This window comes from Microbulbifer regidiadema (SeqCode), assembly GCF_052467605.1.
This window is the reverse complement of the sequence record NZ_CP174316.1, coordinates 821,082-836,273: the sequence shown is the minus strand read 5'-3', so window position 1 is coordinate 836,273 and position 15,192 is coordinate 821,082. Positions and strand designations below refer to the sequence as shown.

The 15,192-nt window shown below is 48.0% G+C and carries 12 protein-coding genes; 7 read left to right on the top strand and 5 right to left on the bottom strand.

Features of this window, described 5'->3' with window-relative positions; all coding sequences use genetic code 11:
* Positions 1-8: 8 nt before the first annotated feature.
* Positions 9-2,153 (top strand): TonB-dependent receptor, encoded by a 2,145-nt coding sequence (locus ACJJIF_RS04420; protein WP_444931034.1) that lies wholly within the window; start codon positions 9-11, stop codon positions 2,151-2,153.
* A gap of 120 nt (positions 2,154-2,273) precedes the next feature.
* Here ACJJIF_RS04420 and ACJJIF_RS04415 read toward each other — a convergent pair whose 3' ends face one another.
* The gene (locus ACJJIF_RS04415; protein ID WP_444931033.1) at positions 2,274-2,957 is read right to left on the bottom strand and encodes a VOC family protein; all 684 of its coding nucleotides are present in this window, start codon (positions 2,955-2,957) and stop codon (positions 2,274-2,276) included.
* Positions 2,958-3,536: 579 nt separating this feature from the next.
* Here ACJJIF_RS04415 and ACJJIF_RS04410 point away from each other — a divergent pair.
* The 3 genes from ACJJIF_RS04410 to ACJJIF_RS04400 all read left to right on the top strand — a co-directional run bounded on the left by ACJJIF_RS04410 (position 3,537) and on the right by ACJJIF_RS04400 (position 8,022).
* Complete coding sequence (locus ACJJIF_RS04410) at positions 3,537-5,246, top strand: S8 family peptidase (protein WP_444931032.1); 1,710 nt, start codon at positions 3,537-3,539, stop codon at positions 5,244-5,246.
* Between the two features lie 126 nt (positions 5,247-5,372).
* The gene (locus ACJJIF_RS04405) at positions 5,373-5,522 is read left to right on the top strand and encodes a GNAT family N-acetyltransferase (protein WP_444931031.1); all 150 of its coding nucleotides are present in this window, start codon (positions 5,373-5,375) and stop codon (positions 5,520-5,522) included.
* Positions 5,523-6,321: 799 nt separating this feature from the next.
* Positions 6,322-8,022, top strand: a complete 1,701-nt coding sequence (locus tag ACJJIF_RS04400) for a S8 family peptidase (protein WP_444931030.1) — start codon at positions 6,322-6,324, stop codon at positions 8,020-8,022.
* A 134-nt stretch (positions 8,023-8,156) separates the two neighbouring features.
* Here ACJJIF_RS04400 and ACJJIF_RS04395 read toward each other — a convergent pair whose 3' ends face one another.
* Together ACJJIF_RS04395 and ACJJIF_RS04390 are read right to left on the bottom strand one after the other, a co-directional pair.
* On the bottom strand, positions 8,157-9,410 hold the full coding sequence (locus ACJJIF_RS04395) for a tyrosine-type recombinase/integrase (RefSeq protein ID WP_444931029.1): 1,254 nt from the start codon (positions 9,408-9,410) through the stop codon (positions 8,157-8,159).
* Positions 9,411-9,649: 239 nt separating this feature from the next.
* Positions 9,650-9,892: a hypothetical protein gene (locus ACJJIF_RS04390; protein ID WP_444931028.1), complete on the bottom strand. Its 243-nt coding sequence runs from the start codon at positions 9,890-9,892 to the stop codon at positions 9,650-9,652.
* Positions 9,893-10,104: 212 nt separating this feature from the next.
* Between ACJJIF_RS04390 and ACJJIF_RS04385 the strand changes: the two genes are divergently transcribed.
* Positions 10,105-11,019 (top strand): enoyl-CoA hydratase/isomerase family protein, encoded by a 915-nt coding sequence (locus tag ACJJIF_RS04385; protein ID WP_444931027.1) that lies wholly within the window; start codon positions 10,105-10,107, stop codon positions 11,017-11,019.
* Positions 11,020-11,143: 124 nt separating this feature from the next.
* Here the strand turns inward: ACJJIF_RS04385 and ACJJIF_RS04380 are convergent, their stop codons facing one another.
* Together ACJJIF_RS04380 and ACJJIF_RS04375 are read right to left on the bottom strand one after the other, a co-directional pair.
* Positions 11,144-11,812, bottom strand: a complete 669-nt coding sequence (locus tag ACJJIF_RS04380) for a hypothetical protein (RefSeq protein ID WP_444931026.1) — start codon at positions 11,810-11,812, stop codon at positions 11,144-11,146.
* A 445-nt stretch (positions 11,813-12,257) separates the two neighbouring features.
* Positions 12,258-12,908, bottom strand: coding sequence for a peroxiredoxin-like family protein (locus ACJJIF_RS04375; RefSeq protein ID WP_444931025.1), 651 nt, complete (start codon positions 12,906-12,908; stop codon positions 12,258-12,260).
* Positions 12,909-13,128: 220 nt separating this feature from the next.
* Between ACJJIF_RS04375 and ACJJIF_RS04370 the strand changes: the two genes are divergently transcribed.
* Entirely contained in the window at positions 13,129-14,004 is an 876-nt protein-coding gene (locus tag ACJJIF_RS04370; protein WP_444931024.1) for a LysR family transcriptional regulator, read from the top strand.
* Between the two features lie 192 nt (positions 14,005-14,196).
* Complete coding sequence (locus ACJJIF_RS04365; RefSeq protein WP_444931023.1) at positions 14,197-14,766, top strand: hypothetical protein; 570 nt, start codon at positions 14,197-14,199, stop codon at positions 14,764-14,766.
* The last annotated feature ends 426 nt before the right edge of the window (positions 14,767-15,192 follow it).

Genomic DNA, 15,192 nt, shown 5'->3' with positions numbered 1-15,192 from the left:
ATTAATTAATGCTCAGCTTTATCCGGGATAAAAAAGAACTCAGCAAACAGATTTCATTGTTGTCCGCAACTTTAATATACGCCTCTGGGGCCTATTCTGCGACGGAAAACGCAGATAATGAGACTGCTTCCGAGAATGCGATGGAAGTTGTCGAAGTCACTGCACGGCATACGAAAGAGAAAGCCAAGGATATACCCTTCAGCTTAAGTGTTATTGGTGAAGAGGAGTTAAAAAATCGACTGCACCTCAATATTGAGGATGCTTTGCGCAGTGCACCTGGGGTAGATGTCTACTCTTCCAGCGGTGCGGTGGATGCAAATATCCGCATCCGTGGTGTTGGCTCTCTCAACCAAGTAAACAAAGATGATGGCTCTGTGGTGGTGAACCTTGACGGTGTTTCTATGCCGGCAGGGAATGTATCCCTCGGGACCCTGGATATTGAACGCCTGGAAATATTAAAAGGCCCGCAAGGGACTTTGTTTGGGCGTAACAGTGAAGCAGGGGCGATCAATATTACCACCCAGAAACCGACTGAAGAATTTGAAGCTTATGGGCGCATTGAGCTGGGTGAAGACAACCAGAGCCTCTATGAAACTGTAATCAGCGGCCCGTTTTCTGAATCACTCCGTGGTCGCTTGGCAGTACGTCACACCAGTGAGGATCACTGGGTTGAAAATACCACTAACGGTGAGCCAATGACCGAGCCTGAAGATCTGGCTTTCCGGGGGAGCTTGCTATGGGATTTGGGCCCAGAGACCTCTGCTTTATTTATCGCAGAGAGGCAGCACCAGGAAGGCTTCCTGAACTTGCAGTTGTTGCAACCTTTTGGCGATGATCCGAGCAGTGAACATACCTTGGGGGCATTTGACGATAACGAGAAAACAGTTGAGCGTTTTTCTACAGAAATCAATCATCAACTGGGTAATAGTCAATTGACCTCAATCACCGCATTGGTCGACACAGATTTTAGTTACCTAACCGGATTTGATCAGGAGACAGCCACAGCTGTTTTTAATTTCCCGGTGGAGTATCTCCGTGGCGATAGCCAGGATGAACAAACTATCAGCCAGGATCTACGCCTGTCCTCACTGCCTGATGCATCTACTTTCTGGGTAGTTGGACTCAACTTGCAAGATAGTGAAAGAAGTTTCGATTCGATTGATTTGGTGTCCTACGCCAAGCAATACCGGGATTATGAAACTGATAGCCAGGCTATTTATGGTGAGACAACACTTCCTTTCACTGAGTCCCTGAAATTTACAGCAGGGTTACGTTACACCCAAGAAAGCAAGGGTTACACCGGTGAATACGCCAGCTATGGTATGGATGGCAATTACTACATCTCGCAAGATCAGAGAGATTTGGATGATAACTATATCACTGGACGATTAGCTCTCGGTTACTCCCTGAGCGAGTCCATAAATCTTTACGCAGTGGCTGCACGGGGCTATAAATCCGGTGGCTTCAATGACTTTGCTACTCAATCAGCGGATAGCTTGGCCTACCGACCGGCCACTGTCGACAGCATTGAGGTAGGCATTAAGAGTGAACTAGATAGTCTGAATCTCAGTGGTGCAGTGTTCTTTAACTCAATAGAAGATGATCATTTACTCGGTTTTGACTTCTCAACCTATTCATCTGCTGCTGTAAATGCAGATACAGAGACCTTTGGTGCGGAGTTTGAAGCCGATTGGTTTATTACTGAACGATTTAGTATTGCTGGAGGATTGAGTTTCCTGGAAACGGAAATTACCAATGATGTTTATGGCGTTTCTGGTGGAGATGTTATGGCGGGTAATGAAGTACCCGATGTACCCAGTTGGAGTGCAAGCCTGGCATTAAACTACTACCAGCCGTTACCAGACTTTATGGGTTTAAGCACACCAGCTCTCAATACTAACCTGACCGTTCGCCACGTAGATGAGCGCCCGGCAGATGCACAAAACCACTTCGACCTGGATGCTTATAGTAAACTGGATCTACGTGTAGCCTTGCAAACTGATTCGATGGAACTCTACCTGTTTGCCGATAACCTGCTGGATGAGCAGTATCAGCTATACGGTTACACTAATGCGATATTTGCCCCTGATGCCAGAATTGGAGCTCCGTCAAAAGGGCGTCGTGCAGGAATTGGAGCACTCTACCGCCTGTAATGAGGTTACGACAGCTTAGTTAATGGCTGTTATTTATAGCTCAGTGGATAGTGAATCAATCTCTTTATTAGATTGATTCACTAATTAGGGAGACTCGGAGCAGATCCGAGTCTTCCTAGCTTAGCTTACAGGGTTGATTTTACTTCCATGCAATAGAGTAGGGTCCAAGTTTTCTTTCAGCCCGCTAACTTCTATGCCTGTAACTTTGGTTGTGGAACCGGGTTTAATATTAAATATGGAATCTTGATTGGTTAAACATTGCACAGACTGCCAGTCCTGCTCACTGACTTCCATATGTACTTTCGCCAGACCTGTAGCACCATTTTTATGATGTGTTTCTTGTGGATACTGGGGCGGATTGTATGGGCTCACTAAAAATGGCAGTCGCTCAGAGCGAGGATAAACAAAGCGGAAACTGGTTTTTTCTCCGTTTGGCTTGGTGCGGCGCCAGGGAACCACTCGCCCAGTTTGAACCCCTTCACGTTTTACTCGTGAAAGATCATTATCAAAATCATCGCTAACTAAGGCAACATCACAAAAACCCTCTCCTTCTTGTGACCAACGTATCATCCTGCGTCCTGCGCCCCGGCCGGCAAAGATATCAATCAGCCACTTGAAGTAATGCGCATTGGCAGGGGAGGTCAACAATTCAATGATTGCTCCTTCACGAAACCAAATGTGGGCGTGCTGGGCGTTTTTTTCTTTTGTGGCATAATCCACGGAAAAGCCGAGCTGGCGGAAATCTCGTACAGCCTGATGTATATCCTTAACCCAGAGTAAAACGTGGCTACAGCGTGTTTTCATAAGAGTACCTACATTTAAAGATGGTGTTGCTTTTTTCTGTTTTTTTTATTTTAAATGGTGATTGTTAATTGAATGCGTTTCAGTTTCGCCTCGTTAATTTGGCAGCTATATGTTTCTTATAGTATCCAAAAGGATATTCTTGCCGCAAGAAAATTAACCACATCCACTCAGGGATAGAAGTTTCAACCTGTGATGCTGAATGCCTTTCTGGATGCCTGCCAGGAATAGGGTGAATTTATAAATGTTTTATGCGAGCTTCCCCTGTGATCTACACCACACTTTTTTCACAGGAAAATTTTCACCGCATTTCATCTTCTAAAAATCATAAAGTTGTCACCATAAGCCACCTTGCGCTCGGTTTTTTTTCTGAGGTTAATAATTGCCAAGTCGTTATACATTTGTATCGGAGTGAAACTCTGGTACCAGCCTCATCTCGTTCAAATAAGCAGTCTAAATTTCGACGTTTTTAGTTTTGCCTTTGGTCAACTTATTGGGCTGGAATGAGGTGATTCAGGAGTGGCCAGATATTAAAATATTATTTGATATCTGGATAAATACAACCTCGGAGAAATGACAATAATGAAATTATCATTGAAAGTTCTTTTGCAGAAGACAGCTCTGGCGAGTGTATTTTCTTTATTATGCACAACGCCTTTCTCTGTCTATGCAGAAGAGACGGACAACACACTGTTGACTGATCGCATCATTGTTAAATACAAGGAGAGCGCTAAGGTTGGGCAGGCCGCAATCATGACTGAGGAGATGGTTGAAAAAGCCTCTCATCAAGCGGGCTACAAGGTACACCACCTGCGTCGTATAGCAACTGGAGCCCAGGTCATGCGCCTGGAAGAGCGAAAAAGTAAAGCTGAATTAAATGCAATTATCGACCGCCTAAAACAGGACCCGGATGTGGAGTACGTAGAACCGGATCTGCTTATGCAAGCGATGGCTGTCCCCAATGATCCAAGCTACCTCAATCAATGGCACTACTATGAATCCACTGGCGGCTTGAACCTTCCGACCGCCTGGGATACTTCCCAGGGTAATGGAGCCGTGGTTGCTGTACTCGATACCGGTTATCTTCCCCACGCCGACCTAGCGAGCAATATTTTGCCTGGCTATGACATGATCGATGATACCTTCGTTTCTGTGGATGGCGACGGTCGCGATAGCGATGCCACCGACCCAGGGGATTGGTATAGCTCTGGCACCTGTGGTGGTAGCTCTTCAAGTAATAGCAGCTGGCACGGCACTCATGTTTCCGGCACTATCGCCGGGGTCACCAACAATAATATAGGCATCGCCGGTGTCGCCTATAGAGCCAAGATCGTTCCTGTCCGTGTACTTGGTCGTTGTGGTGGTTACACTTCAGATATTGCCGATGGCATCGTCTGGGCCGCAGGCGGTTCTGTCAGTGGTGTGCCGAATAACTCCAACCCTGCCGATGTACTCAACATGAGTCTCGGCGGCAGCGGCAGCTGTGGTAATACCACGCAAAGTGCCATCAATACCGCTCGCGGCCTCGGTGCGACAGTTGTTGTAGCTGCTGGAAATAGCTCTGCGAATGCAAGCCAATACACTCCCGCCAGCTGTGATGGAGTGATTGCTGTTGCTGCGACCAACCGCAGTGGAGGTCGCACTTACTACTCTAACTTTGGCAATGTGGTAGATGTTGCAGCGCCGGGTGGAGAGCAGAGCTTTGCAAATGATTCTGATGGTGTTCTCTCCACCTATAACAATGGCGCTACAGATCCCACCAGTGATAGTTACTATTATATCCAGGGTACCAGTATGGCAGCTCCTCATGTCGCTGGTGCTGCGGCATTACTCTATTCCGTAGATCCCAGTTTGACCCCGGATGAAGTTGAGTCAGTTCTCACCAGTACTGCAAGGAACTTTCCAGCTTCGTGCAACAGTTGTGGTGCCGGTATTGTGGACGCAGCAGCAGCTGTAGCAGCAGTTAACGGCGGTGGTGGTGGTGGCGGTGACGGCTGGACAGAGACGAACCTCTCAGGCAGTCAACGCAGCTGGAGTGACCTGTTTACTATCGAAGTCGCGGCGGGAACCTCCAGCCTCAGTATTGAGATGTCCGGTGGTACTGGGGACGCTGATGTCTATGTACGCCACGACAGCTCCCCTACACGGCGCAGATATGACTGCCGCCCCTACCTTTCCGGTAATAATGAGACCTGTACCTTTAACAACCCGGACACCGGCACCTGGTATATCAGAATCTATGGATATGAATCCTACAGTGGTGTAACCCTGGAGGCGGAAACAACTCCATAATTGGTTAGCCAGCACTAACAAAAAGACCGGCATATGCCGGTCTTTTTGTTAGTGCCAATTTTTTAGTCGCTACTTAGGGGAGAGATATTCCTGTTTAGGTTAAGAGGGGAGGGCTACACCGCCCAAGTGGTTCACTCTGCGGCTATTTATGCCGGTGGCAATTACGGGGTAATCGAAGAGCTTTATATTGAACCTGAATTCCATTACAAACGAATTGGCAGGGAGCTGCTGGAAAAAGTTGTCAGCCTTGCAGCAGAGGGGGATGGCCACGATTAGAGGTTAGTACCCCGGTCAAAGAAGCATAGATTTTTATTTAAGAGAGGATTTTTTTGGCGAACTCGGCAGGGGAATGATTGAAACTAGAACGGTAGCACTAAAAGTGAGCCATCTTGAAAGCTCTGTGAAACAGGTTTTGAAATTTACAGTTGCCGCCCCCTGAAAAGGTTGACTTATCTCCTACTCAAAGACAAGGTATTTCAGCCTTAAGTATTAACTCGACAGCGATTCTGAAAGACTATTCCCTCTATACTCTATAGAAATCCCTTAGAAGGCTAACCTGCAAACCGGGAGCTTAAACAGCTAGTTCAACGCATTTTCTCTTCACCCCACCGCATTATCTGCACATCCGAGGGCGATAGACCAGAACCTTGAGATTAAAATTAAACAGTGAGCTCTAGACCCAACCCCCCTTAATTTCCATAAGAAATAATAATGATCTTTCTTTATCTGAGGCTCCGCAAAACTTTTGTTGTAGCCCCGGCAAATCGCAGAAAACTTTTCTTCGAAAAAGCTATACCCTCCGAAATTTTTATTAAAAAAATAAACCTGTCGCCATATACTACACGACCTTCAACATCTCCACTGAGGGTAATAATTTCTAAGTCGTTATACATTTGTATCGGGTGGAACCCTGATGCCACTCTCGCCTCAACTGACTAAATGGCTTAAGTTTTGATCACTCTTTAGCTTTTACTTTTTTAGATTTATTTAGCCAAGGCGGGGTAGTTCAGAAGTAGCTGGATGTCAAAATCTTATTTTACATCTGGGTAAATACAACTTCGGAGAAACGACAATAATGAAATTTTCATTGAAAGTTCTTTTGCAGAAGACGGCCCTGGCAAGTGCATTTTCATTGTTATGCGCAACGCCTTTTTCTACTTATGCAGAAGAGGCGGGCAGCGCACGGCTAACGGATCGTATCATTGTTAAATACAAAGAGGGCGCTAAGGTTGGGCAGGCCTCAGTCATGGCTGAGGAGACAGTTGCAAAAGCCTCCCGACAAGCCGGCCACAAGATGCATCACCTTCGCCGTATAGCGACTGGTGCTCAGGTTATGCGCCTGGAAGAGCGGAAAAATAGAGCTGAATTGAATGAAATTATCGACCGTTTAAATCAGGACCCGGATGTCGAGTACGCAGAACTGGATCGGATTATGCAACCGATGGCTGTCCCCAATGATCCAAGCTACCTCGATCAATGGCATTACTATGAGTCTACCGGTGGCTTGAACCTTCCGACCGCCTGGGATACCACCCAGGGCAGTGGGGCGGTGGTCGCTGTAATCGATACCGGTTATCGTCCCCATGTCGATCTAGTGGGCAATATTTTGCCCGGCTATGACATGATCGATGACACCTTTGTTTCTGTGGATGGCGATGGTCGCGATAGCGATGCTACCGATCCTGGGGATTGGTATAGTGCCGGCACCTGTGGTGGTACCTCTGCAAGAAACAGCAGCTGGCACGGCACTCATGTTTCCGGCACAGTCGCCGGAATTACCAACAATAATATAGGCATTGCCGGTGTCGCCTATGAGGCCAAGATCGTTCCTGTGCGTGTACTTGGCCGTTGCGGTGGTTACCTTTCAGATGTTGCCGATGGCGTTATCTGGGGGGCGGGCGGTTCTGTCAGCGGCATACCGAATAACGCCAATCCTGCTCACGTACTCAATATGAGCCTCGGTGGTGGTGGCAGTTGTGGCACTACAATGCAAACTGCGGTTGATACCGCTCGCAGTCTCGGCGCCACAGTTGTGGTCTCCGCCGGCAATAGCAATGCGGATGCGAGCCTATTTACTCCTGCCAGCTGTAATGGTGTTATTACCGTTGCTGCAACCAATCGCAGCGGAGGCCGCACTTACTACTCTAACTACGGTAGTGTGGTAGACGTTGCAGCGCCGGGCGGGGAACAGAGCTTTGCAGGCGATCCTAATGGCGTCCTTTCCACTTATAATGCTGGCGCTACAGACCCCACCACTGACAGTTACAATTTTATCCAGGGTACCAGCATGTCTGCCCCCCATGTCGCTGGTGCAGCGGCATTGCTCTACTCCATAGACCCCAGTTTGACCCCGGATGATGTCGAATTGATTCTCACCAGCACGGCGAGGAGTTTTCCGGCTACGTGCAATAGTTGTGGTTCCGGTATTGTCGATGCAGCAGCAGCCGTAGCCGCAGTGGGTGGCGGTGGCGGTGGTGATGACGACCTGGAAGAAACCAACCTTTCCGGTTCCCGCAATGATTGGCATCACTTCGCCATCAACGTTGATAGCGGCGCTTCAATCCTAAGCGCCATGTCAGAAGATGGCACTGGAGATGCCGACCTCTATGTCCGCTTTGGCCAGCAACCCACCCGTACAGCGTACGACTGCCGTCCTTACCTGTGGGGCAATGATGAGAGCTGTACGATCAATAACCCAGCCGCCGGCACCTGGTACATCAGCATCCGCGGCTACTCTGCCTACTCTGGCGTTACCCTGAGAGCCAACTCTCAGTAATTAAGTGCCCCCGATTCTACAAATAGCTGCTTGTAGAACTGGGGGATAGCGCCAATCAGTCTGTTGATTGGCGCTATCCCTTATCAATTCCCCGGCACATAGCCGAGGCCCGCCAGCAGAATAGGGCGCTAGTATTACCGCTCCTCTTTAACCCGCTTACTTTTTCCGCTTTCATGCCGCTCTCGCATATCGGAATCAATATAGCGATCAGTAGTAGCCATACTGGCATGGCCCGCATCGTCGCGGACATGCTCGCGAGGACGGTACTTCACGTCTTCAGAAATACCCGTATGGCGTAGCCAGTGAACCGTGGCCGCCTTGAGGTCTTCAGCATCTTCGCCCAGACCTTCCTCAACCATACGCTGATGCGCGGCATCAAAGCAGTTTTGTACAATCAAGCGCACCTGCCGAGTACTGGTAACAGGGCCTTTGCCGCGGGACTTTTGCACTAGGGGTGTCTGCTCATTGATAGTGGGCAGAGTAGGGAGCTGCAAATAGTTTCTATATCGCTTCAAAGCCTTGAGCATTTCATCACAAACAGTGATTGCACGACCTTTGTTGCCCTTACCGGTAACGTGAAACCACCAGTTTCCGTCGCGATCTTTCTTAAAGTCCCCCATAACCGGTGCCGATCTTTCATCGGCAACCAGCTCAGAGATTCGCAAGTACATAGCGAATAGGGCGTTCATAATAAATAATGTTCGCTCGTGATCTGCCGGCGATGCTTCGGCCATAATTTCCGCAGTTTCCAGGACATAGTCCCACTGTAAGTTGCTGATACGGCGTACAACCTGGCTTTGTTGATCACGCCGTACAAACTTACTTTTCTGGCGAATCAGCGCCACAGGGTTTGCCTCTACGAGGCCTTCCTGGTAGAGGAAGTCAAAAAAGGACGACAAGGCAGTAAAGATGCACTTGATCGCGGCCTGGGATGGCCGAAACTCCTTAGGAGAAGCCGTCTTACCTGCGCGAAACTCAACCTTAGAGACACTGACCACAAACGGCCGCCAATCCGCATTCGCAACACGCTCGCCATTTTGCAGTTTAAACCGGGCAACATTTTTAGTCCCAATCCAGGCTATGGGCGGTTCGATACAGAACTGTACAAACTCTTCAATATGCTCCCGTTTGAGAGTCATGATTGAGGTTTCCTCAATGCGCCAGGCCCATTGCAGCAGCCGCTCGAGTTCACGGCGATAACTATTAAACGTTGCCTGGCTACCGTTGTAGCTATAAAGAAACTTAAGCGTGAACTCCAGATCGGTATCAGCACCAGGGATCGGCTTGTCGAGATAACGACTGGCGGAAAAGCTGATACAGCGAAACGGATTTTCAAGGTTGCTCAGGTTGTCGATGATTGGTGCTGGTGGTTGATTGGAGGCAGACATAGAGGTATGAAGTTGTTGTTGGAATGCGGCAAATTATACGGAAAATGGCTCATTTATAAAATATCCGATATTCACAAATATCGGAAATATCAGGGGTTCTGATGGGCCCTACATTTCAGCTTTTTTCTTGGTCAGCTTTTCCGATATCCATGTTTGTCCCTGCTCTGGTTATACCTGACTGCGGTATGGCGCCGGCTTATCCACCAGGGTTCCTGCGCCTGCCGAGTACTAAAATTCATTCATGCTTCAAGCTCTATATTGCCAAGCAGAGAAGGCTTAACGACTCTCTGAAGGCATAATTGCCTCACTCTTCTTGTGAGAATGGTGCCGCGCTCAAAACGCTGTGCTTGCTTGCGAATCCAGGCTCGGCAATCTGCCTCGCTACCAAAGTCCTTAAGCAAAATAAGATAAATATCTTCATCAATACTGATACTGGTAGCAAAGCCATCCAGTGTCCTTACTGGAATTATGTACGATGGCAAAGGCATATCCTCACACAAGTATTTATCTGGGTGTAGCAGCTTCTCAGATCACAGGGTTCTCACGGAGAACCACAGTATCACTGAGAGAATCAATATAGCAACTTCCGCAGTGCGCTATAGTGCTTAGACTACACAAGGTACAAACCTTATTTGCCATATCAGAGTTAGATTTTGGATATTACTTCAACGCCACATGATAAAGGTCTGCTGACATGGAATATCATCATATAAAATACGAACAAAATGGCCCAGTATCTATCATTACCTTTAACCGTCCAGAGGTTAAGAACTGCATTGGCACACGCGCTCACCGCGAGCTGGTGGACGCATTCGATCGCTTTCGTACCGATGAGGGAGCCAAAGTTGCAGTGATCACCGGTGCTGGGGACTCTGCCTTTTGTGCAGGTGGTGATTTGAAGAGTAACCTTGCTGCAACTGAACCCACTAATCACCCCGATCCTGACACTGCTGTTTTATGCCCTATGGAGCCTGCCGATATTGCCCGGCATGATCGAGGTGAAGCGCCAGGTATTATAGGGCCAACCCGCTGGACTGATATTTACAAGCCAATTATTGCAGCCGTTAACGGAATTGCCTATGCAGGCGGTTTCGAATGGGCATGTTATGCCGACATGCGTATTGTAGAAGAGCATGCATCCTTTGGTATGACCTGTCGCCGCTGGAACATCGGCTTAGCTGACGGTGGCACTCAGCGTCTACCACGCATTGTTGGTATGGGGCGAGCACTGGAATTAATCATTACCGGTAAAGTTATCAATGCAGAAGAAGCTTACCGCATTGGATTAGCCAACGAAGTAGTGCCAAAGGGAGCTGCTTTAGATCGAGCAATTGAGTTAGCACAATTTATCTCTGCCCTGCCCCAACCAGCAATTCACTCCGATAAAGAAGCTGCCATTCGCGGCTATGGACAAGATCTTAAAGAGGGCCTGCGTATTGAAGCTGAATGCTTTAACCGATTATTCAGCAATCCCGAGTCCAGAGCACAGGTATCGGAAGGTTTGCGACGCTTTAACGAGCGTGATCATCCAGACCGAATGCAAGGGCGCGCCAAAACGCCCGGCATTATTCGTAGCGAAATGCATACGCCAGACAATATAGTCGAGTAACTTGCGCACCGCCGATAGTACTAAGGCCAAATATCGAGCTTGAAAGAGCCGGTACGGCCCCTGCCCGCTTGCTTTTTATTCGCCTACATTCAACTCTGAAGTGCATCTCCAAGCAGCAGGAGTCTTATGAGATTCCATATTTCTCAGCCAGTCGATCAATATCCGCCTGGGATCTGGAATTATTCGGGCATTTAGCCCTAAACCATGAATTCAAATCACTATCTGTGCTTCCAGCGGAAGTCTCCTTAACATCAAAGCACCTATCTCCGATCTGAGTAAAAGTCCCTGTGGCAGTCTTGTATCTGGCCTCTACAGGCTCAAATCTGCGGATTTTGTTCCGCTCTCGGGCTAGCTTCTTCGCCAAAACAGAATCAAAAACAGTTGGTTGATGCTCTGCTCCAGGAGCTACTGGTGTATCTATAACTCTATGATTTACTGTCGAAGGCGCTGAGGTGCGCTTAGTCTCCTGAGGAGGGGGAGTGGAAATTGGCTCATCCTTTACCATCGTTGTTACAGTGTCGCGCACTGACTGGCCTTGCTTTCCCGAGCTGGGTGGAGGACGGGTTTTATCCTTATCTGTGTTCGCTGCTGCTGGGGCCTGAATATTCTTCCCCGCGAATAGCTTAAATCTGTGTGTGGCAGAGGGGCTGGGACCTACATCTGGAGTAAGTGATACCGGAATAGCAACTAATACTGCATGGACACCAATTGCAAGGGCTAATGAAATCGTTAAACGCCAAGAATCGATGATTTTACGATGGTTATATGGATAAATTGTTGTTTTGAGGTCCATCTACTTCCTAGCCTGAGCCCCTTGGAGGCTAGCCTAAATCCTTAATCTAAACTTGGAGCTGGTACTTATTGAATACCTCTATAGGACTGGCCAAAAGCTTGGAAGTTCCTGGCTCCGCTTGAGGGGCTATTTAGGAGATACAAGAGTAGGAGGCTATCTCCCCTACTCCAGCTTTACTTGCTCAATTCTCCTCTCGATATACGGTGCTGACAGCAGGGCCTCTTGCTACCCAGGAGGCCTCTGCCTTTCAGGGCGCGGCTTTGCAGGAATATCTAGACCTTTTAAAAATCGCAATGCATAGCCTGAATCGCTCTGAAAGCCCCCGCAGGGCGGCCTTGAAGGCCACAGCTGCTGCGCTGTAGCTATGCAAAGGTTTAGGACTATTCGCAACCCGCTACGCCTAACATCTGTAGCCTCCAAGACTCACAGGGTATTGCGGAATTGTTCAGCCCCTTAGTTTATCGAGTACGGGAAACAGATCAGCTGGTTCAGGGCGACGTGTATAGTCAGGATTCACTTCTGCATAAGCAATCGATCCATCGGTATCTATCACATATCTTGCGGGCATAGGCAAGTTCCACTCCCCGTCACGGTGAATTGTCGGAAGTTCAACTTTGAACATCTTGTGAAATTCAATCACATAGGGCTGTAATGTCCAGCGGATACCAAACTTGTTCGCAAGTTCACCGCCCTGATCAGTAAGGATTGGAAAGCTCAGCTTGTTATCTCGTTGAGATTTACGGCTCTCCGCAGGCCCTTGCATTGAAATCGCAACCAAAGTTGCTCCGCGAGCCCTGATTTCCTCAGCAACCTCTTCCAATGCTTGCAGCTCAATATTGCAATAAGGGCACCAGACTCCACGATAGAATGTCAGGATGACGGGACCTTTAGCAAGGAGTTCTTCCGAGACAACTTGATTACCATCAGAGTCCTGCAATGCAAAGTGCGGAGCTTTCTCCCCTACTTTAACCGATTGTTCAACTTGGCCACTCTCAGCCAGCTCCCGGGAGGACCGAGCAAAAGCTTCGAATGCACTTTCTGGAGCTTGTTTTTTGAACACCACTTTAAAAGCATCTAACTTCTCTTGAAGAGACATAATCCATTCCTTTAATCATTTAAAATTTGCAATTGCGGGCTATGGGTAAATTTTTAATTTGACCGGGCGGTCAACCATGTGAGTTTCGAACTGGTCGCTAATTAAGTTCTACGCCAAGCCACTGTTGACAAGATTATTTGCTTTGGTTTGCACTATAAACATGCTAATTTGAGACTCACTGTATCCACTAGGGACACAATCGATGTTTCAGCAGGCTCATTTGAACGAGATAGTTGTGTTTATTGCCGTAGCTGAGTACGGGAGCTTTACAAAGGCCGCAGTCGCATTAAATTCAACCAAGTCAGGCGCAGGCAAGGCAATTAAGAAGCTTGAAGAGGAGCTGGATCTCAAGTTATTCAATAGAACAACACGCAGCATTAGCTTGACAGAAGAAGGCAAGATATTTCTCGATGCCGCAAAACATGCGATTGAAACAATCAATGACGCTAGGTTACTGCTGAATGCCAGAAAGGATGAGCCAGCCGGACGCTTACGTGTCAATTTACCTCTAGGCATTGGTAGAAATATTGTCGTTGCTTTAAAAGATTTTACGCAATTACACCCTAAAGTTACGATGGAAGTCTCCCTCTCTGACAACCTAGAGGATGCCATCAAAGGGGAGTGGGATGTAGTTGTGAGGATTGGTGAGCTAGAGGATAGTTCTTTTATCGCCAAAACACTGTGCGAGTCTAAACGTATTCTGTGTGCCTCACCTAAATACCTAGCACAAAAAGGCACACCTAAGACTCTGGAAGAATTGAGAGAGCATGATGCCCTTGTCTTCCGTGCGCCCACAGGAAAAGTAAGAGATTGGTTGTTTCTAGAAAATGATGATTCAGTTACCAAGCTCTCCCCTTCCCCTCTGGCAATATTTAGAGATGGGCGAACTTTAGTAGATGCAGTGATGGCTGGTATGGGGATAGCGCAAGTGTATGATACTGCACTTGGTTCTGCCATCCAGAATGGCGAAGTTGTTGAGTTATTCCCAGAGAAAGTAATTCCAGGCCCACCTATTAGCGCATTAATTCCTAGCGGTAGAGTGATGCCAGCGAAAACAAGAGCTTTTATTAAATTTCTACAAAGTGAGCTGGGTTAGGCTTTTGTCAATTTGGGGATGGCCAAAAATATTTTTGAGGTGTCTACATTCACAGGTTTCGAGCGTCTGAACAGAGCAAAAGGGCTACCCTTTCAGCTGGATCATTATTTGGAGCTGGTGGAGTGGCCGAAACTTTGATCCAAGAAAACGGGGTGGTATTGCCGAAAACACTCCATCCACCCTCAAGCGGCTATGCGCTGCCTGAACGAGTCCATCGCCCGCCAGGCCAATGCCGAGGACAACTGCACCGGTCGTTTCTGGGAAGGGCGTTTCAAGTCTCAGGCCTTGCTGGATGAAAGAGCCCTTGCCGCCTGCCTCGCTTACGTGGACCTCAACCCTATCCGTGCCGGTATCGCTAAAACTCCAGAAGAATCCGATTACACTTCGATCCAGCAACGCATACACACAGCCATCTCAGGCCAGCAGCCCAAAAGCCTACTGCCACTGGTGGGCGGGGAGCGCCAGGATATGCCTAAAGGCTTGCCTTTTCAGCTGGATCACTATTTAGAGCTGGTAGACTGGAGTGGCCGGCAGCTTCATCCTAAAAAGCGCGGCGCTATTTCCGAGAACATCCCACCTATTTTAAATCGGCTGGGTATTTCGCCAAAACACTGGCTCTATCTAAACCGCAATTTTGAAAGCCGCTTTAAACGCTTGGTGGGCTCGGCGGAAGCGGTACGCCAGGTCTGTGCGCAGCAAAATAAACGCTGGGTACACGGGCTGCGCGATTGCCAGCGCTTTCTTAGCCCCACCCCCTGCTAAATTACAGAAATCCGCTTATCAGCTGCTCCTAGATTCCATCGCTCCCGACTCTACTTTCCCCTAATTCCCTACGGACTCCCCAAAAGATCTTTTAACGCCAAATTGCCATCTATTTTGAGACAGATATACCAGTCACCAAGTAGTGGCGCAAAAATTTTTTCCTAGATTCCGATTCTCCATTCTTTGGATGTCCTGTTTTGTTGTTCTCCAGAAGAGTGTCCAAGGATTGCCAATCTTTGGGGATTGCCAATCTTTGGGTGTCCAGTTTCGTGAGTTTCGTGAGTTTCGTGAGTTTCGTGAGTTTCGTGAGTTTCGTGATCCTTTCCAGTTTCGTGATCCTGATCTATGGGTATCCAGAAATGTTACTAGATTCCGGCTCTTTATTCTTTGGATGTCCAGGAATATTTCTCTGAATCGTCAATAGAA

Bases quoted from the DNA above. Each gene is read 5' to 3' on its own strand.
- ACJJIF_RS04420 (WP_444931034.1), top strand. From the start codon at position 9: ATGCTCAGCTTTATCCGGGATAAAAAAGAACTCAGCAAACAGATTTCA.
- ACJJIF_RS04415 (WP_444931033.1), bottom strand. From the start codon at position 2,957: ATGAAAACACGCTGTAGCCACGTTTTACTCTGGGTTAAGGATATACAT.
- ACJJIF_RS04410 (WP_444931032.1), top strand. From the start codon at position 3,537: ATGAAATTATCATTGAAAGTTCTTTTGCAGAAGACAGCTCTGGCGAGT.
- ACJJIF_RS04400 (WP_444931030.1), top strand. From the start codon at position 6,322: ATGAAATTTTCATTGAAAGTTCTTTTGCAGAAGACGGCCCTGGCAAGT.
- ACJJIF_RS04395 (WP_444931029.1), bottom strand. From the start codon at position 9,410: ATGTCTGCCTCCAATCAACCACCAGCACCAATCATCGACAACCTGAGC.
- ACJJIF_RS04385 (WP_444931027.1), top strand. From the start codon at position 10,105: ATGGAATATCATCATATAAAATACGAACAAAATGGCCCAGTATCTATC.
- ACJJIF_RS04380 (WP_444931026.1), bottom strand. From the start codon at position 11,812: ATGGACCTCAAAACAACAATTTATCCATATAACCATCGTAAAATCATC.
- ACJJIF_RS04375 (WP_444931025.1), bottom strand. From the start codon at position 12,908: ATGTCTCTTCAAGAGAAGTTAGATGCTTTTAAAGTGGTGTTCAAAAAA.
- ACJJIF_RS04365 (WP_444931023.1), top strand. From the start codon at position 14,197: ATGCGCTGCCTGAACGAGTCCATCGCCCGCCAGGCCAATGCCGAGGAC.